At 54.1% G+C, this 19,521-nt stretch carries 11 protein-coding genes; 1 reads left to right on the forward strand and 10 read right to left on the reverse strand.

The features are described from left to right. Positions 1-216: 216 nt before the first annotated feature. The 3 genes from RB620_RS06385 to RB620_RS06395 all read right to left on the reverse strand — a co-directional run bounded on the left by RB620_RS06385 (position 217) and on the right by RB620_RS06395 (position 11,083). Positions 217-8,400 carry an immunoglobulin-like domain-containing protein gene (locus tag RB620_RS06385; protein ID WP_308092823.1) on the reverse strand — a complete coding sequence of 2,728 codons (8,184 nt, stop codon included), beginning with the start codon at positions 8,398-8,400 and terminating at the stop codon, positions 217-219. Positions 8,401-9,127: 727 nt separating this feature from the next. Further along, positions 9,128-9,964, reverse strand: a complete 837-nt coding sequence (locus RB620_RS06390; RefSeq protein ID WP_308092824.1) for a sugar phosphate isomerase/epimerase family protein — start codon at positions 9,962-9,964, stop codon at positions 9,128-9,130. A gap of 45 nt (positions 9,965-10,009) precedes the next feature. Then, complete coding sequence (locus RB620_RS06395; protein WP_308092826.1) at positions 10,010-11,083, reverse strand: Gfo/Idh/MocA family protein; 1,074 nt, start codon at positions 11,081-11,083, stop codon at positions 10,010-10,012. Between the two features lie 149 nt (positions 11,084-11,232). On the opposite strand from RB620_RS06395, the gene RB620_RS06400 reads away from it, so the two are divergent. Continuing rightward, the gene (locus RB620_RS06400) at positions 11,233-12,111 is read left to right on the forward strand and encodes an AraC family transcriptional regulator (RefSeq protein ID WP_308092827.1); all 879 of its coding nucleotides are present in this window, start codon (positions 11,233-11,235) and stop codon (positions 12,109-12,111) included. A gap of 247 nt (positions 12,112-12,358) precedes the next feature. Here the strand turns inward: RB620_RS06400 and RB620_RS06405 are convergent, their stop codons facing one another. The 7 genes from RB620_RS06405 to RB620_RS06435 form a co-directional block, all read right to left on the reverse strand. Then, positions 12,359-12,985 (reverse strand): ABC transporter ATP-binding protein, encoded by a 627-nt coding sequence (locus tag RB620_RS06405; RefSeq protein WP_308092828.1) that lies wholly within the window; start codon positions 12,983-12,985, stop codon positions 12,359-12,361. Continuing rightward, positions 12,972-13,784 carry an ATP-binding cassette domain-containing protein gene (locus RB620_RS06410; RefSeq protein WP_308092829.1) on the reverse strand — a complete coding sequence of 271 codons (813 nt, stop codon included), beginning with the start codon at positions 13,782-13,784 and terminating at the stop codon, positions 12,972-12,974. The genes RB620_RS06405 and RB620_RS06410 overlap by 14 nt, the downstream gene beginning before the upstream one ends. 19 nt (positions 13,785-13,803) lie before the next feature. Further along, positions 13,804-14,670, reverse strand: a complete 867-nt coding sequence (locus RB620_RS06415; RefSeq protein ID WP_308092830.1) for an ABC transporter permease — start codon at positions 14,668-14,670, stop codon at positions 13,804-13,806. Beyond that, the gene (locus RB620_RS06420) at positions 14,667-15,650 is read right to left on the reverse strand and encodes an ABC transporter permease (protein ID WP_308092921.1); all 984 of its coding nucleotides are present in this window, start codon (positions 15,648-15,650) and stop codon (positions 14,667-14,669) included. The genes RB620_RS06415 and RB620_RS06420 overlap by 4 nt, the downstream gene beginning before the upstream one ends. A gap of 80 nt (positions 15,651-15,730) precedes the next feature. Further along, the gene (locus RB620_RS06425) at positions 15,731-17,332 is read right to left on the reverse strand and encodes an ABC transporter substrate-binding protein (RefSeq protein WP_308092923.1); all 1,602 of its coding nucleotides are present in this window, start codon (positions 17,330-17,332) and stop codon (positions 15,731-15,733) included. Positions 17,333-17,549: 217 nt separating this feature from the next. Next, a complete protein-coding gene (nikR, locus tag RB620_RS06430) occupies positions 17,550-18,041 on the reverse strand; it encodes a nickel-responsive transcriptional regulator NikR (RefSeq protein ID WP_308092831.1) in 492 nt (163 codons plus the stop codon). An 80-nt stretch (positions 18,042-18,121) separates the two neighbouring features. Then, complete coding sequence (locus RB620_RS06435; RefSeq protein WP_308092833.1) at positions 18,122-19,240, reverse strand: polysaccharide deacetylase family protein; 1,119 nt, start codon at positions 19,238-19,240, stop codon at positions 18,122-18,124. Positions 19,241-19,521 lie beyond the last annotated feature (281 nt).

The raw sequence follows: 19,521 nt of genomic DNA on the forward strand, positions 1-19,521 counted from the left end.
CTTCCCGTTCATTATTTGTTCAATCGCCCCACCTTATCCCACAAAACGACGTTTATAAAAGTTGTAAATTATTAACATCATTTCCTGCAAACCTGATCGAAATGCAACTATGCAGCTATTCGAGCGTCTAGTAACCGTTGCACCTCATCTCAGAATCTTAGAATCAGAAGTAAAGAAGAAGCCAGGGAGCGCTCCCTGGCTTCTTCTCTAAATTTCTTAGTGTGATTGCGTATAGATTCGATACAAGATAACCGCTGCTTCTGCGCGAGTCAGGTTGCCCTTCGGATTTAAGGTGTTGTTACTATTTCCTTGGAGTAAACCGACGCTAAGCAGATAGGCCAAGCCTTCTCTTGCATAGGACGCTGCCTTCGCGCCGTCCTTGAAATCGTCGATTGACTTGGACGATACTTCCGGCAGCTTGTTCTGCCATTGATCAAGCGCACGCTTAATGATTGCGGCAACATCTTCTCTGCTGATTTCCGCATCAGGCAAGAACTTGTTTCCACCAACGCCTTTAACAATGCCAAGCGCGCGGCCGATTCCAAGCTCTTTGTAATAAGGCGAGCTTGCTTTCACATCGGCAAAGTTCTCAGTAAATTCAGCGTCAAGCTCAAGGAGTCTGATCAATTGGGCGAGGAATTCCCCTCTGCTGATTGCAGTCCCTGGATCGAAGGTCGTTGCCGACGTACCTTCAACTACGCCTCTAGCCGCCAACGCTTCGATTGCATTGGCTGCCCAAGCTACACGTCCCAAGTCGCTGAACTTAGGCGCCGCATATGCGACTGCATAATGACTGAAGTGCGAAGTTTGGAACACAATTTGACCAGTTGCGCTGTCGTATCTGCCGTTAGGAACAGGCGTTACGTTGCCTTCAGCGTCTACGTACCAGACAACAAGCTGATCGGCATTTTGTTTCTCCGATGCCGTCGGTGTATACGGCACCATGATTGTAACTGGCGCTTCGCTATTGCTCCACGCTACTACTTTGTTGTCAAACATGACCAGCAGATCCAATACCGGACGATCGCCGATTTCATCGATTAGCTGCCCACTCCATCCGCTCTTATCCGCTTGGCGAACAACGATGGTTACAGTATTTCCAGCTCCCTTCAATTGAGCTGCGTTCAACATGTCGTTCGACATGACAACCGTGCCTAACGACGTTTCGATAGCGACCGATCTGTCGGATTCTCCCTTGAACCAGGAGGTCGGAAGTCCTAATGCGTAACCTTTCGCATTATCAATGCTGGATAGTTTCATATTAATCCGTTTAGACTCGCCGGTTGCGCGTCCGAATGCATGTTCAATCTCGTTTTGGGACAAGGTGGTTTGTGCAATATTGGATGAGTCATTTATCTTTGGCGTCGAGCTAACCGTTACGTTTCCGCTGCTATCTACATTAATAACTGTAGTTGGCGGTACCCAAACGGTCCCTGGATTGCTCGGATTTCCCGGCGCGGCGATCGCATCAATTCGGTTCTGAAGATCCGTCTTGACTGCACCGTCTGCCATAATAGCGACAAAGTTGCGAGCCATAGCGATATCGGCAGCCGATTCAGACGCGAGAGCATGATCAACGGCAGCGCTTGCCGATGCTTCAAGCCTTTCATTGTATTCGCCTGCGCTTAACAGATATAAGTCTGTAAATAGATTTGAACTCTTTAAGTGTCCGCCTACAACTTCAAATGTGGCTCTAGCGCCGTCAGATTCATGCGAGCCGTCATTTTCATTGAGCATTGTTGATATTCCGATTCTTCCGTTCGCAAGCGCCGATGCCGGATTATGAAGAACGGTATTAAACGGAATCTTCAAATCGTAAATCGTCGTTTTTGTATCTTCATCTCTCGTAATCATGGCCTCTATATCCGCGATCGGTGCAGTCGGCGCATTGGCGCCTGTAGGACGAGCCCAAGCCCATACGATAACTTCGTAATCATTGGTGAGCGTGAATCCCAATTCATTCCGCGTCGTGCTGTCGGCTACAGGATTGCGCAAATCGATGCCTAACTGCAAATTGTCCTCTCTCCATATATTTCCCCCGGTTTGGCTATTGAAGTGCACGTCGTCTGTCACGACAATGTAAGCATATAGATTGTTGTCGTCCCATGCGAAACGCGATTTTACGCCGAGGTCTTGCGGACTATCCCACGTTCCCGCAGTTACATAATCTTCCGTATCCATTACATATGCCGGAGTTGCGGCACTCTTTGCCGGATTTTCCGAGCCGGCAGAGCTTACCTTTTCAGCGTAAGCCGCATCAAATTTTGCCGTATAGGCGTATGCATTTCCGTCTTCGAGATGAAGCTCGAATGTGATCAGACCTGCAACATAATACGGTAAATCTACGGAGACGGATTCGCCTGCCGCAAGCGCGTCAAATTTAACGGGAGTGAAATCTTCGGCATAAGCCGCCGGGGAAGCAATTGTTAATGTCCCGGGTGCAGAGACTCTTCCTCCAACATTATACTTAAAATTGATTTGTCGCTGATCTCCGTTTTCGGTTAGATTGAATACAAACGGTTCCGCCAGTAAATCCGCACCGTAAATTCCGTACGGGTTGCCCACTGGGGTGCTGTTTCTCATACCGGCTGCGAAATAATTGTTGCTAAGTTCGATCGATGTGCCGCCCTCGCGCAACATGGCATACACATTATTATTCTGACCGTCCTTTGACGGCTGGAAGTAAGAGGAGTATACATGCGCTTTACCGCCGTAGACATCTATACCAGGATTGTTGCCGGGCAGCTGAGTGAAGTTTGCTTGCTGGAAACGAACGTTACCGTTATATACTACCGCTCCTGCTGTGGTCGGGCTTCCCCAGAACGCGCTGTTGTACAGGACAAGTTCAGCGTCGGGATGGATTTTTTCGGTATTAGCAACTTCGCCCATTTTGACATACGCTCTATTCGGCTCCGTCGCGATGTTCGTATTAACCAATTCCGAGTTGATCGCGATGATTTCGGTGTGTTCGTCCGCATCTTCCACATAGAGAGCGTACGTGGTTCCGTCCGAACCGTGACCGATCATCGTCATTTTTCCGGGGTATGCGAATTCGCCGTTCCCCAAGTCTCTTTTCAGGAAGTGTATGCCGTATACCGAACCGAACACGAAATTGTTGAAAATCGTCTGGTCTTCCACATCGGAGAATTTGAGCGCACTGCTGTATCTTTGTACGAATCCATACAAATCGCCTGAAGGTGCCGAATATCCTTGACCTCCCGGAAGTCTCAAAGCGTAATGCGGATTGAATTGCATATTTCTGATAAATCCGCCTTCCGCGCCTCCTCCGACCCAGATGCCTGCTCTCAGGAGCGTGCCGCCTAAATAATCGACATAGTGACCGTCGGTTGGATAGGAAGCAAGGTCTATGCCTTTATCCCCGATCGGGATCGTTAAGTTGATTGCATATACGCCTGCACCTTGTCCTTGTACCAAGAACGGAGTTTTTAGCGTCTGGTCGGGATTGTTAAGGTTGACGCTGGTTAGATTCGCTTGCGTAATGGTAAGTCCTCTGAGCCCCGCGTTTGCCTTAAGCTGAATAAGAGAAGCTCCGTTTTCTCCCTGAGCGCCGCCGGTGTAAGTCGTGAATATCGCCGTGCCGCCGCCTTGCGTATGGTGCTGTACGTCCCATGTTCCTCTGAGTTCAACACCTTCGGGAATGATTACAGGATTATCCAGTTTATATCTTCCACCAGGTAAATAGATCGTGCCGCCGCCGTGATTCTGTTTCATATAGTCAAGAGCTTCCTGCAATTTGGCGGATATATCCACGGTCGGCGCGTTGCTTGTTAACGAGCGCGGGAAGTCAAGTCTAAGCACTGCGTTTGATGTCGGTCTCGGATGTACGTCAATATCTGTTTTTACGTCTTTCGGAATAGGTTCAAACAAATATTCAACGTCATTAACGATCTGCACCGTGGTGTTATTACCGCCACCATCAACGTCAAGGTTAAGGTTATCGATATGCGCGGCAAGATCAGCGCTCTCGATGTTAAGGTTATAACCGGAATTTACCGATTTGAACGTCCCGAAGTTGGCTCCGAGATTGGCATGTTTGTTTGCCTGTTTGAAGTTGCTCTGACTGACTAATGCGTTGCCCCTACCCAGGAAGTTCAGCGCGAAATCGTCATACTCGTCGAACGTGCTATCCTCGAAGGAGATCACTCCGCCTCTGGCGTTGCTTACAATCGGACCTTTGAATGCAACTCCATTGAATTGAACAGAAGTATTGAAACGTTCGTTGAAATATACGGCAGTGTCGCCGCCGAATTCCGAATTCGAGATCAGCAGACCGAAACCGTTGACGTTGTCAATATATACACCCGTTTGACTGTCTTCTATCTTTATTCCGTAGAACTGCGCATTCGGAGCTTCGTCGCCGCCGGGTTCTCTTCCGATCCACATCCCCGTCTTATATCCGGAAACGTATAAACCCGAAACATACTCCCAGTCGGAACGATGCATCATAAATCCGGTAGCGTTCGCTCTTGTGTACGCTCTCGCTTCCGAAAGAGTCGGCGCGCCGTCAAGTCCTGAATTCGCCCAGTATTTCGGGTCCATGTTGACGTCCTCGATCCGTCCGATGTCTGTACATGTGTGAACCACGATGCCCTTGTAGAGAGCCGTCATATTGCTGTTCACAACATAATGCATTTCGCTCGGCAGGGAGATGAATCCTCCCCAAGCGTTAACAAGAGTAACGCTATCAAGCGTTGCGCTGTTTCCGGTTCGTTGATAGAACGTCCACGGATACGGAATTCCATTAATCGTCTCAAATTGTCCTGTCTTCTGACCATCCGCGCCCCTCACTTCAACAACGGTCTCGGCCGTAAGATCCTGCTCGGGATACCATACCGAAAGGTTAGATACACCCGTGCCTTGTTCCATATCGATAAATCGATCGGACACGTTAGCTACCTTTTTCCCGCCTGTCTGATTTTCACGCTCGTCGGAGTCGACATACGTGTCATAATTGTCGGTACCTTTTCCGGCATATACTGCGAGTATGGTTCCGTCGATTTTGTCGTCGTAATCCTCCGCATCCGGGTTATCCCATTCGCCGCGGAGCTGTACGCCTGCCCGCAAATTCAACACTTGTTTATATTCGTAGGTTGTACTGCCCGTCGTGCTTCGAACGTTGATTGTGCCGGTCGTTTCCGTACGGAACGCATAGGTTCCCGCCGGAATATAGACTACGCCGCCGCCGTCATGATAAGCCGCGTCAATCGCCGCTTGGAAGGCCTCTCTGTTATCGAAATTTACTAAGCCTTCGTCTTCTGCCATCTCTTCTGTTTTCGCACCGAAAGCGAGTACGTTAAAGTCGGATATCGCCCAATCTTTTGCGTCGTGTTCCTGAGCGATTGCCGTTCTCATGTGGTTTGTGTAATCATATCTGTCCGGAACTGTCAGCACAAACGTTTTAGTCTCGGTTACAGGAGCGGCAACCGGACCTCTTTTTACCGTGGCCGTAAGCGTTACTTCACCGCCGCCGTCCGGACGGTTTGTCGGTATAACGCCTGCAGCGGTTATGAGGGTAGCGGCGGATGTCGTCCATGTAATATCCGTCATGTTCTCACCCATCGATGGAAGAACCAGGTTCGTCGTCACATTATCCATACCGCCGTCAGCCTCAGAAGCATTCACGCCTTTGATTAAATCCCATGTCAGTTTGTTCAACATATAATTTACCGCATCCTCGTCGGTTCCGGTACCTGTACCGCGAACGACGATATGGAATGTTTTAACGACCGATGTAGCCGTACCTTTGCTTATTGTCGCCGTGAGGGTTACGGCTTCATTGGCTTGTTGACGAGCTACTGCGCCGGTGTCGCTGTTTATAACCGTGTTATTGGTAGATGTCCACACAATGTTCGTACTCGCCGAACCAGCCTCAGCAAGAGTCAAATCGGTTTCAACCAGATCTTGTCTTGTATTCGTGCCCTTGATCGCGTCCCAAGTCAAAGCGTCCGAAGCAAGCTGTATCGCTTCTGCATCCGTTGGAGGAATTTCGGTTATTCGTATGCTCTGAATGATTGATCCGGCTGTAGCCAAACGGAAGTGCGCGCCTTGATTTTGCGCGCCTATCGCGAAATTAACTCCGTTAAGCACAACCTTTGAAGTTACCCAAGAGTTGCCGCTTCCCGCCGCCGGAATGTTCGCTTGTCTATACGCCTCATACCCAGAGAAATTACCGGGATAGATGGTGTTATAGTGCAACGAAATGCCGCCGGTTGCGCTCGGTCTCCAGTATTTCACTTCTAATTCGACCTTGTTCACTTGCTCGAGTAGAGGGTCGTCTACAATGACGTACATAAAGTCGCCAACCTGCACGGCGTCCACGCCGCTTTGCGTAACGCGCGCTACCGGGCTGTTGTCTCCGTTCAGGCTGATGTCTATGCCATTGCCCAGAAGCTTTCCATTGTCGCCGGATGGAGCAAACGTGTTCGCATCGTTGAAGTCAATGAACACTTCGGCAAGCTCGTTAGCCGTACTGGCTACTGTCAAATTAAAAGTTTTAGTAACAGGTGTTGCATTACCTTTGGTTATTGTCGCCGTAAGGGTAACGGCTTTGTCTTCACTATGGTCACGAGTTGCATTGCCAGTTGCGGTATCTATGATACCTGCAGGTACAGCCGACCATTCGATAGCCGTATCGTTCGCGCCTGTTGTCGGAAGAGTCAACGCCGTTCTTACGCCGGATTGATTCGCATTCGCATTCCTGATCGTGTCCCATGTCAGATGAGCTGCCGCGTCCGCTATGGCTTGACTGTCGTCAATATGCTCTACTTTAACTCTTGTATGCGTTCCTGCGAAAGGATACTGCGTATTTTGAGCCGTTCGTGCGAATGTATAATAGGTGTTGCCGGCCGGTTTTGTAAATGTCGCAGCATACACGCCTGTACCCAGCGTACCCGTCGTCCAATCGCCGGCTGCGGGAGCGCTGCCGGTCGTGTTGATCGCGAACTGCACAGCCTGACCGTTCGCCGGCGCCGCTGACGATAGCGTAACGTTGTCGGTTGTTTCAACAGCTGCGGGAATAGGTTTCGGCGAATCCACGGTATTCTGGAAACGCGGGTTCTTGATATAGATATCGCCTTGGGGCACCGAAGCCCATTGCATTTGTAATCTCATATCCTGTACCGTGTCCAAATGAACGGGATTGAAACCATTCGGAGAATTGGCTGTCGATAATTGCGCATATACCGTCATCCATTCATTGACATGGCCATTTCTGATTTCGTTAGCATTCAGGTTAAGTCGCGAGTTGGTGTCAAGATTGTTGCCGCCAGCCGCCACGGCTATCCAGTTATTGCCATTTAAATTTAGAAGGTCCGCATGAGTCACATACATATCAAAAACAAAATATTGATTCGCGTAACCTAATAAATCCTGACTGCCGCTAGCGGCATTCCAAATCCGTTCGGCGCCGGCACCTATTTTTCCAGCACCCAATTTAACCGCTTGATTCCCATCCGGCGCAACCGTGTTGATCGTTCCCTCTTCTATATTAGGGAAATACGTCGCAGCACGGGCGTTGACCGCCGCCGGCACGGCTTTCACCGTCACCGTAAAAGTTTGCGTAGCACTTGCAGTACCCTTCGTTATTGTCGCCGTGAGTATGACGGTTTTGTCTACTTCTCTATTCAATAAACGATTTACGCTTCCGGTGGCGCTTATTGCCGCATTGTCCGAAGACCATGCTACGTTCGTTGTTCCAATTGCCGTCGGAAGACTAAGCTGTGATTTCACATCGTTATTCGAAAGATTGCTGCCTTTAATCGTATCCCATGTCAGAGACGCCGCCGCCTCGTCTACCAATGTTTGTTCGCCAATAGACGTGACAGTTATTCTTGAAGATGCGCCGACGAAGTTGTAACTGCTGTCTGCTTTCGCGCGCGCGAATACGTAGTAGGTGTCTGCTGAAGGTAATGCGGCAAATTGATGCGTATAAACATTATCGTTATGAATGCCATCTACCCAACCGGATGCGGGAGCGATCCCATCCTCGCTTATTGCGAATTCCACAGCTTGCCCGCTAGCAGGTGCATTCGCGGTTACTGTTTTTGATGCTACGTCAAGCGCAGGAACCGTTGACGGTGAAATCGGAACGCCTAACGTACTTTTCTGGAAACGCGGGTTTTTGATGAAAACGTCGGTGCTAGGGACACTCGTACCCCATTGCAGATGCATGGCCAGTCTGGTAACTTGGTCTAGCCAGGCGTCATTGAAATTCCCGGCTACGGTACTTGTCGACGATAAATTCGTATAGACCGTCGCCCATGTGCCCACCGCTGCATTTATGACCCCGCTTACATTAAGTTGGAGACGAGAATCGCTGTTAAACTTGTCGCCAGCGGGATTACTGTTGCTTACGATGACGAGCCAGTTATTTCCTTGCATATTTTTAAAACTCTCATTTGGAATGTACATCTCGAAGGCGAAGTAGCCGTCCCTGTAAGCGGATAAATCCCTTTGAGGCGACACACTCGGCGTGAAGAGGTTATCCCAAGGACCCCCGTTCTTTGAGGTTCCAGTGTTCAACTTCCACGCTGTCTGTCCGTCCGGCGCATTTGTCGCTGTCGCCGTATTTCCATCTGCACCTGCATTTACGGTCAAAAGATTTACGTCATCTCCCCATGCCGCGCTGACTGTCATAAGCGGAGAAAACAAAGTAAGTAGCATCGCTGTCACAAGTAAAGATGCTAATAACCGTCTTTTTATCATTCTTAAATTTCCTCCATAAATAATGTAATTAGGTTTTGAAGAGATCCCATAACTCTTTAAAACATAGTGATGAACCCCTCATATGCGGCCTGACAACACTTTCCCGCTTTTATGCTCCCCGCATCACCTCTACTCTTCCATATGTCTAGTCTTGTAAAAGCTCATCCGTCCACAATCGATTCGATGTTAGCGTTTTCACGAGCTCAAAAAAATAACAGGATTCAAAGAGCGATAACAATCATTTCCCTCTTATCATACGAGTGTTGCAATAGAGTTCCAATGAGGCAGTCTTATCCTTTACGGGGTCAATATTACCTTGCGCGATTCTCCAGCACGATAAAAAACCTCCCCGGCTACGATGCCGGGGAGACCGTTTTGATTTGTTATCCGATTGGTTACGCGTTTAAAGCCCAGCTGCCGAGAACACGAGGTCGAACGCCGCTTTGGACCTGGCCGCCAGTTCTTCGGGCGTGCCGGCAGGCGCTTCGGCCGCCAAAATTTCCTGCGAAACCGGTCCACGGTAGCCGATGTTCCGGAGTCCTTGCAGAAATCCTTTCAGGTCGATGACGCCTTCGCCCGGATAGACGCGGCCGTTGTCGAGCGCTTCCTCGACCGGGACATCCTTCGCGTCGTTAATGTGCACGTGCACGATCTGTTCCGGACGAAGCCTTTCGATGTCGGAGACCGCGAGGCCGTTCGTATACCAGTGGTACGCGTCGAACAGCAGGCCTACGTTCGGCTCGCCGATCGCGTCGATCCAATCCAGCGTTTCCTGCAGCGTCCAGATGAACGGATTCGCCCAGCGCGTGCGCAAGTGGTGCGGACCGACGAACTCCAGCCCGAGCGAAATGCCGTAAGCGCCAAGCACTTGCGCGCATAGGCGCAGCCTGCGCGTCGCCGCGGCCATGAACGGCGCGGATTTCTCGTCGGTGGACGGCAGAATGTAGGTGCAGCAGCGCGTGCAGCCGAGCGCTTTCGCCGCGGCCGCGGACGCGGCAAGCCCTTCCAAGCCTTGCAGGAAATTCTCATCCGTGCCTCTCCACTCGACCGGCAGACCGATGGAGCCGATCACGACGCCGTTAACGGCGAGCAAATCCTTGGCGCCTTCGACGCCGTACTCCTTCACGAGCGATAACGCATCCGTATCCACGGCTTGAAAGCCGTAACGACCCGCCAGCTCGATAAGCTGGCGCTGATTCTCCAATGCGCCGAGACCGGCGCCGGTTAAACCTCTCAACATGGCGATTCCTCCGTCTGTGAAATTTTTTTACGAATATTCGATCGGTTACAGATCCCAGTTCAGCTTCACTTCATTGCCGGTTCTGGAAGATTCGTATATCGCGTCCAGAATAAGATTGTTGGTGTAACCCGTGAGCGCCGACGTGATCGGCTGTTTGCCTTCGCGGATACAAGCAAGGAAGTGGCGGCTTAGGCGATTGCGTTCACCCTCATCCGACTCCGGCTTCGAGAGCGACGTTTCGATCGCGCGGTCGAACTTCTCCGTCAGCAGCTTGCCGGATGCGCCCTTGTAGCTGGCGCCGCCTTCGGAGCCCATGAGGTGGACGAACGGCGCGTTGTCCGTATCCATATGGACCGCCCAGCTCACTTCGAGCGACAAGGTGCTGCCATCCTCCATTTTGATCAGCGCAGTAGCCAAGTCTTCGACGTCATAGACGCCGTCCCAATTCGGTTTGCCCCAAGTGCCGATACCCTTGCGCTTCGGCCCGAACTCCGCGTACGTCGCGCCGTAGACCGACACCGGCTTCGGATTGCCCATCAAGTAAAGCGCGAGATCCAGCATGTGCACGCCGATATCGATAAGCGGACCGCCGCCGGATTGATCCATCCGCGTGAACCACGTACCCCAGCCCGGTATGCCCTTGCGTCTGAACCAACCCGTCTTCGCCGTATAGATCCGGCCGAGCTCGCCGCGCTCAACCTGTTCCTTGATCTGCATCGGCACGGATTCGAATCGCATCTGATGGCCGATCATGACGATGCTGTCCGACTTGCGGCTTGCATCGTAAATGCGGCGGGCCGCATCACTATTGATACCCATCGGCTTCTCCAGCAGCACATGCTTGCCTGCCTCGATCGCCCGTATGGCAAGCGGCGCGTGATGCTGGTTCGGCACGCCGATAATGACCGCGTCCACATCCTCCCGGTCGATGAGCGCCTCCGGCGTCTCGACGACGTTCGCGATGCCGTATGTCGCGGCCTTCTCCTTCGCCAGCGGCAAATACGCGTCCGTGATCGCCGTAATTTCGCATTGCTCAGACAGCGCGGAGAATTCCTTCGCGTGCACGCCCCCGATGTTGCCGGCGCCGATGATGCCGATTCTGATTTTGCCTGTGGTCATGATCCATCCTCCTAGTTAATGCAAATCATATACTCTCGCAATGAGATCGCTTACCTACCCGTTTGCCCTTTATGATAAAATAGCGAGAGACGAAATTCGTCCCTCTTTTTCGATAAACATCTCATTTTTTCGGAGGCTGAGATATTGCCATGACCTACTTTCCCGATTACCTCAAAACGTACCCGAACATGGATACCGCGAGCCCGCTCCATATTAGCCTCAATACGCTTCAATCAGGCTTCCGCGCGCATCGCCACGATTTTCTGGAATTCTCGTACGTCGTGGAAGGCACCGGTTCCGAAACGATCAACGAAGCGCTGCATCCGATGAAACCGGGTACGTTCACGTTCGTGCTTCCCTATCAGGTTCATCAGATCTATACCGATCCCGGAAGCAAGCTCGTCCTCTATAACTGCATGTTCGGCATGGATCTTTTGATGGAAGCTTCCTTGCAGGAAAGGATGCTGGGACTCATCGACGCGGGTGGCGCGCCTTCCTTCATTCAGCTCGCCGGCGAAGAACATGAGCGGATGCTCCAGCTCTTGCATGACATGTACGGCGAATACCGAGGCGGCGAGCCTTGGCGCCACACGATGCTCCAGCTCCGGCTAAAAGAAATTCTCGTCCGATTCGACCGGCATCGCCGCACGCAGGAGCAAACCGCCCGAAACGGCAGAGAGACGGTACAGCCGCACCGGTCCAGCTTAGGCAAACATTCGTCCGTCTGGCCGATCATCCATTATATCCATCAGCATTATCAAGACGACTTAACCTTGTCGGAGCTTGCGGAGAGGTTCAGCCTGAGTGTCTCCCGCATCAGCGAAGTGATCAAAGAGACGACCGGGCAGAACTTCTTGCATTTCCTCCATGACCTGCGCATTCGGCACGCTTGCAGCCTGCTCGTCTCGACCGAAATGAGCGTATCCGAAATCGCGCTCGAGGTCGGCTACGGCTCCTACAACACGTTCTCGCGCGTGTTCCGCGAGAGCAAGGGCATCGTTCCCAAGGAATATCGCAAACGCAAATAAGGGTTATCTCCCCAGTCCCGTTTCTTGAATGCGGAGATAACCCTTTCGCTTGTGCCCGGCGTTCCGTCAGCCCCTCCAATGATGGATGGAGCTGAGTGTCAGCACGACAACGAATAACACATACAATACAAGCGAAATAATTCTGATCGTGCGCCTGTTCATCTCTCCGCACCCCTTCCGCATCTTCATCACCTGTGGTATTCCATCCTATGCAGGTCGTGACAAATGCGGAGCTTGTACGTTGCTTCTATCTCTCAGAATGCGAGACGCTTTCGAGCCTGACGATACGATCGCAGATTGCGTCCAACAGCGGCTTGTCGTGGCTGATTGCAATGATCCCGATGTCGCGGGACTTCGCGACGGTCAATAGCGCATGCCATATTTCCGCCTGTGTGATCGCATCCAGCATTGCCGACATTTCGTCGGCTACGATAAACTTCGTCCCCGCACCCAGCGATCTGACGATGCAGCAACGCTGCAGCTGCCCGCCGGACAGCTCGTTCGGATACCGCCGGAGCCAAGCTTCCTCGATACCGAACGCGACTAGCAGCCCGGCATCCGGCTGCCAGCCTTCGGCTATCGTCTTGCCGAGCGTCCAGCGCGGATTCACCGCAAGCTCGGGATGCTGATGGATCAGCTGGACGGGGCGGTATCCATCGCCTCGAAGGTGAACGCCGGAGGCCGTCACTTCTCCTTCAGTTGGCGTCATATAGCCGGCAAGCAGCTTGCCGAGCGTCGACTTGCCCGTGCCGCTCGGCCCCATCAAGCCAACGATCTCACCGGGGCTAACTTCGATCGAATAATGTCGGAACAACCACGCACCCTTCCCATATCGCCAGCCGAGGTTTTTGCCTTGCCATTTACCCGATTCCATCGGCCTCATTCCCCTCCATTATCGGTCGCCGGAAGCCGTTCCGTGGCAGTGCCTGCCACAACGACCGGCTGTAAGGATGTCGCAGCAAGGCGCCGTCTCCGCGAAAGCTGCTCGCCGGAGCGATCTCCAAGACCTCGCCTTCCTTCATCACGACGACTCTGCTCGCGATGCTTGCGGCGGCCTCGAGATCATGCGTGATGATTAGCACGGCCGAGCCGGCTGAAGACAGCTCCCGGAAGTACCGGATCGTCTGCGCCACATCATCCGATCCCATTCCCGGGGTCGGCTCGTCGGCAATGATCAAGTTTGCTTCCTTCCGGGTCGACATCGCGAGCAGCACCTTGCGCGCCATGCCCCCGGACAACTGGAACGGAAATAACCGTTCCACGCCAAGTCCCAGACCGAGCCGCTCTAGCAATCCACGCCTCGCGTCCAGCGCTGCCGGATCATCGGATGGCCCTCTTAGCTGCCGGCCTACCGTAAGCAGCGGATTCAAATAGCCCACCGATTGCGGCAGCAGCGTCAGCGTCTTGCCCCGCGTCCGCAGGAGTTCTTTCCCATCCAGCGTCTTGCCATTCAAGCGTATCGTCCCCGCGCTTGCCGCATTGCGCGGCAGAATGCCCATAACGGCATGCGCCAGCAGGCTTTTACCGGAACCGCTAGCCCCGACTATGGCAACGATCTCGCCCCGCCCGACGGACAGATCCAGCTGCTTGATCGCGTTCGCCGCCTGCTGGCCGCTGCCTCGCCCGTAGTCAAGGAACGAGACCGACAGCCCTTTTATCTCCAATACGTTCATCTCGCCCTGCTCCCTCCCGTTATAACCGCGAATGTTTCGGATCGATAAGCCGCTGCAGCGCATGGCCGAGCCTATCGAACGCCCGCACCGTCACGAGCAGCCCAAGACCCGGGAATACCGCAAGCCACCACATCCCGGAGGACAGATACCGCATCGACTCCGACAAAATAATGCCGATCGCCGGCTGATGCGGCGAAAATCCGAGCCCCAGAAACGTAATGGCCGCCTCGTGCAGAACGGCATGAGGGAATAGCAGCAGGAACCCGATGAACAGCTGAGGCAGCAAATGCGGAACAAGATGCCGCGTCATAACCCAGTAACGCGACTTGCCGAAGCCGCGGCTCACCGCGACATAATCGGCTGATATAACTCCCAGCGCCTCGGCGCGGATGACCCGCGCGAGGCTTGGCCAATGCGTGAGCATGATGCCGATTAGGATGCCCTTGATTCCCCCGCCGCTGACGAAAGCAATCAAGATCAACATGACCAAATGGGGAACGCTAAGCGCCACGTCGATCAGCCAAGTGATGATCCGATCCGCCGTCCTTCCGAGGAAGGCGGCCGCAAGCCCCATCGCCATCGCGATCATGGCGCTGCAAGCGGCGCCCGCAAGCCCTATTCCGACGCTTAGGGCGAGCCCCTGTATCGTTCGCGCGAACATATCGCGGCCAAGCCAGTCCGTCCCGAAGAGATGATCGGAAGACGGCGGCAAGTCGCGAGACTCCAGACTGACTCTCAAGCCTTGGCCGCTTAGGAACGTTGCGCCGAGCACGATGCCAAGCAGTAATAGGCCTGCCGCGACCGCGGATATCATGAGCCGCGTTCTTCCGTTCAAAACCAACCGTTTTTTGAGCGATGGCAACGAGAATATCGATGTCCCCCTCATGCCTTCACCTCCTGGACGAATCGGAGCCGAGGATCAATCCCGCGGTGAATGATGTCCGCGATCAGGTTGCCGGCGAACACGAACAGCGTGCTGCAGATGACAAGACCCATCAACAAAGGAACATCGCCGCGCAAGCCCGCTTCGACCGTCGCTTGGCCGAGCCCGGGATATGCGAAAACCTGCTCCGCCAGCACCGCTCCTCCGAACAATTCGCCGAATGACGCGAATTGCAGCACAAGCGCGGGCATTGCCGCATTGCGCAGCCCATGGCGCAAAAACAAGCGAATGCCTCGCTCCCCTCTGGCCCGAGCGAACAAGACATAGTCGCTGTCGTACACTTCGATCAGCTTCGCTCTCGTATGAAGCGCGATCGGCGCAATGCCTGCGACGCTAAGCGTAAGCGCGGGCAGCGCCATGTGATGCAGCCGGTCGAGGAGCGTAACATCCCCGGCCAGCAGACCGGCCGGAACGCCAAGCCCAACCGGAAACCAACCGAGCCATACCGCGAATACCGTCATCGCGAGCAGAGCGATCCAAAATGCCGGCGTGGATGCGATCGTATAACAAACCGTTTGAATCATCCTGTCGATCAGCCGGTCTCGTTGAATCGCCGCAAACGCGCCGGCTGCGAAGCCGATTGCGCCCGAGAGCAGCCAAGCTGCCGCCATGAGCGCGGCCGAACTCGCGAATCGTCCGGCAATGATCGATGCTACGGGTTCCCGGTAAATCATCGAGGTGCCCATGTCCCCCTGCAGCAAGCTGCCCGCCCAGCGCAGGAATCGCTCCGCGAAAGGCTGATCTAGCCCCCAGTACGCCGCGATCTCCGCGCGCTGCTCCGGCCCTACCCGTAGCAGGTCGGCGCCGATGTAGGCTTGCACGGGATCGATCGGCGAGAGGTGCACGAGCAGGAACGTGAGGAAAGTGACGGAAGCAAGCAGCAGCGCAAGCCTTAACGTTTTTTTTGCCGCGAAGCCGATCAAGCTCCGCCATGCTCCGCTCTCGGACGACGCCGGCTCTTCGAATACCCGGAGTGCGGCGGAATCATGCCCTTTGCCCACCGTTATTGCTCCTTCCACTTCCAGCTGGCGATATTGTCGGTCACCGGCCATCCATGCCCATGCGGCTGTATGCGCGGCGTTCCGATATCTAGCGCTTCGTCGACCAAATACAAATGATTGATATTGACGAGCCAGGCCCATGGGGCATCGCCCAGAGCGCTCGCTCCCGTCTTGCCGTCCCATTGCGACTTCTTCCAGAACGCCATCGCTTCTTCCTCGGTGCGGGCCGCGAGCGCTTGATCCATATAGTTATCTACTGTGTCATTCTGATAGTAGCCGGTATTGTAATAGTCGACGCCTGCGTACTTCGAGGCGTGAAGGACGTAGATCTCCGATGGGTCGTGACTTCCCCAACCGAAAAGAACCGCGCTCGCGTGCATCTCCCGATCGATGTCTTCCCAGCTCTTGCCTTCCGCCGTCATCTTGATGCCGATCTCCTTCGCCATCTCCGACGCGGCAAGCGCGAGCGACTGCCTGGTCGTATCGCCCGATGGATAGATGAGCGGGAACTCCGCCTTGACGCCGTTCTTCTCGACGATGCCGTCGCCGTCGGCGTCCGCCCAGCCCGCTTCCGCGAGCAACGCCTTCGCGCCGTCGATATCGCCGTCCGCGATCGTCGTTTCTTCGTTCCACCAAGGCAGTCCGTCCGCAGCTGTATAAGCTGGCGTTCCGTAGCCGTGCAGGATGCCATCTACCAGCCCCTTGCGGTCGATGGCCATATTGATCGCCTTGCGGATTGCCGCATCGGACGTTACCGCGTTGCCGATGGGATATCCCTCTACCGTCAATGCGCCCGGCTCGACATACGGGAAGACGATGCCTCGATTATCGACCGTTCTCAGCGATTCCAACCGCATGCCTTCGACCTGCTGATTGCTGAAAGCGGAAGGAATATAGGCCATATCAACCGTTCCCGCCTTCGCCGCGGCAAGCGCTGCGTCCTCGCTTAGGAACAGGAACGTAATCTGCCGGAACGATGGCTTGTCCCCGTAATAATCGGGGTTGCTCTCCACGATGAGCTGCTGGCCGCGATCCCATTGAACGAGGTTGAACGGACCGGATCCGATCGGCTTGCTCGCATAGTCCGATCCGTGGGCATGCTTGGGTACAATGCCGAGCGTCGCGAGCTCGTTCAGGAATGTTGATTGCGGCCGGCCCAGCTTGAAGACGATGGTGTTGCCCGAAGCCAGGATCCCCTTCACGTTCGTCAGATCGATAGCCGCCCCGCTGCTCGCCGCCGTTTCGAACGTGTATTTAACATCCTCCGCCGTAAGTGGCTGCCCGTCGGTGAACGTCACATCGCCTCGGATGTTGACCGTCCACTCGAGTCCGTCTTCGCTAACCTCGTAGCTCTCGGCCAGATCGTTCACTACATTTAAGTTGTCGTCGCGCTTCAGCAGCGTGCTTTGGAACAAAGGCGATCCGTAGCGTCCCCAGCCTAACGTCGGATCGAAACCTTCCTCCGGCTCGCTGCCGATGGCCACGATCAGTTTGTCCGAACGCAGCTCCTGCCCGTTCCCTTCGGTCGCCGGGGCGGCGCAGCCGGCCAGCGCGACGGACAGCAGCAGCATGGCCAACATCGAGCACATCGGTTTCTTAGGCATGATTATCCCCTTCATCATGTAAACCCTCTCCATTTCGTGTTACGATTCATTCATATTGTAGCACGCGGCAGGAATGTTTACATCTATTTTTTACAACGTTAGAATTGGATGAATCTGGGCCGCTATCCGAATACCGTAAAATTTGATTGTTCAGCCATAGAAAAAAGAAGAAGATGACGGCATCTTCTTCCGTCATCTTCCTCTATAGCTTGCGGTACTATCGGCTATCATGTTGATGGCTGTGATGATGGTGGTCGCGATGATCGGCAGCCCCTTCGTCCCCGTGTTTGTCGGCGAATGTGACTGACAGCTCCGCATACGAGACGCCTTTCTGAATTTGGATCCGCTCGTGCAGCTGTCGCAATTGCTCCATTCGGCCGCGTACAACGATCACCTCGAGGCACTGGTCATGATTAAGATGAACATGCATGTTGGAGACGATATCGTGATGGTAATCATGCTGGATGTCCATAAGAACGACCGGCAGCTCCCTGACGTGATGGTCGTACACGACTACGATCGTACCAGCCACGAACTCGTCGCCACTCAGTCTGGCCGGCTCCAGCAAGGCTTTCCTCGCCAAGTCCCGAATCGCCTCCGAACGGTTCTGGTATCCTTGTTCTTCGATAAAACGATCGAATTGTCCGATTAGCGGGGCAGGGAACGACACGCCGAACCGAACCAACTCATCCTTGTCCTTGTCTGCCATTCTGGATGACCGTCCCTTCCTGCCTACTTTCCTACTTTCCTACTCGCCTACCAGCATGCCGTGCCTAGTCGCGCTATGAGCTACTCCCGAACGAGCTTCGCTGGCCAACCCAGCTGCTTGCACATTTCGTCCATTCTTCGAATATCCCGCGTTGCTTCAATATACTTCAATCCCGCGCCCGTAGCGACCTCCGCGGCCCATCTCAGCAAGTACACAAGCGTATCGGCTTGTCTCTCCTTGGCGTCGTGCTCCCGGATGACAAGCGACTCCCCGCTCGCGTACGCTTGGGCGAAACCCCAGTACGTGCCTTCGAAGCTTCTGGCGCCAAGCCATGCCGGCTTGCCCTCGGCAGCAGACCACGTCCCGTTCGAATGACGGGCCAGCTCATCATGCCATTCATCCGCGCTTTCCGGTCCGCCGATCCGGCTCCGAGGCGACCAGCTAGCGACTTGTTTTGCCAACTCACGCAGCGCTTCGCCGTCCTCGACTTCGGTCCAATCGGCAACGGCATGCTCCCATGATGCCGGAACTTCGATAACCAGCTTCCATCTCCTATACTGGAACGGGATGCCTAGATTCTCCAATAGATCGGGAACGGTGACTGGAACCAATCCTAACGACCTGGCGTGTTCAATGATCGTGCCGAGCGCTTCCGGCGTGCCGGTTGCGATATCGTTGCAATGATGGACGACGATCGTTCCGTTCTGCAGGACGGGAACGATGCGCGACGCGATTTCCGCCGCGGGAATACCAGCCCAATCGCCGGAATCCTCGCCTTCTAGGTCGGTATACCCCCATTCCGCAAGCCAGCGAAGACCGTCATCGTTATACGAGCAATAAGGGAACCTCATGAATGTCGGACAAGGAAGTCCGGTCGCCTCTTGATAGGCAAGCTCGGTCGCCTGCAACTCGGACACGAAAACTTCTTTACCCACTTGCGCCATGCGCCGATGGTGGTACGTGTGCGGTGCAAGCACATGGCCCCGCTCGATGATCTCCCTCGCTTGATCGGGATGTTTGTCCATCCACTCGCCGGTGTGGAAGAACGTCCCAACCGCTCCGCCCGCTTCCAGCGCGTCCATCCAAAGGGCCGCCTTCAGCCGGTATGGCCCATCATCGAAGGTGAGCGCGTAATAATTCGATTGCTCGTTCCCTCGCCATACTTCCGACGCGCCTCGCCAATTGTTCTCGTTCGCCATGCCCGCACTCTCCCATTTAAAGATACATGTATTATAGACTACCTTCGGAGTCGTGGGGAGATGGGCAGGATTGTTTCGAGAAAAAAATGCATCCGATACATACTCCGAGGGTTGTAGATACGTTTCGCGGACCTACAGCGGGCACATCGCCGTCTACGCGAGCTTTAGGTATGTTTCGCGTACCTACTGCAGGCGAATCGCCATCTCCGCGAGCTGTAGGTACGTTTCGCGTACCTACAGTGGTCGGATCGCCGTCTCCGCGAGCTGTAGGTACGTTTCGC

The organism is Paenibacillus sp. LHD-117 (genome assembly GCF_030929555.1).
Taxonomy (GTDB): domain Bacteria; phylum Bacillota; class Bacilli; order Paenibacillales; family Paenibacillaceae; genus Pristimantibacillus.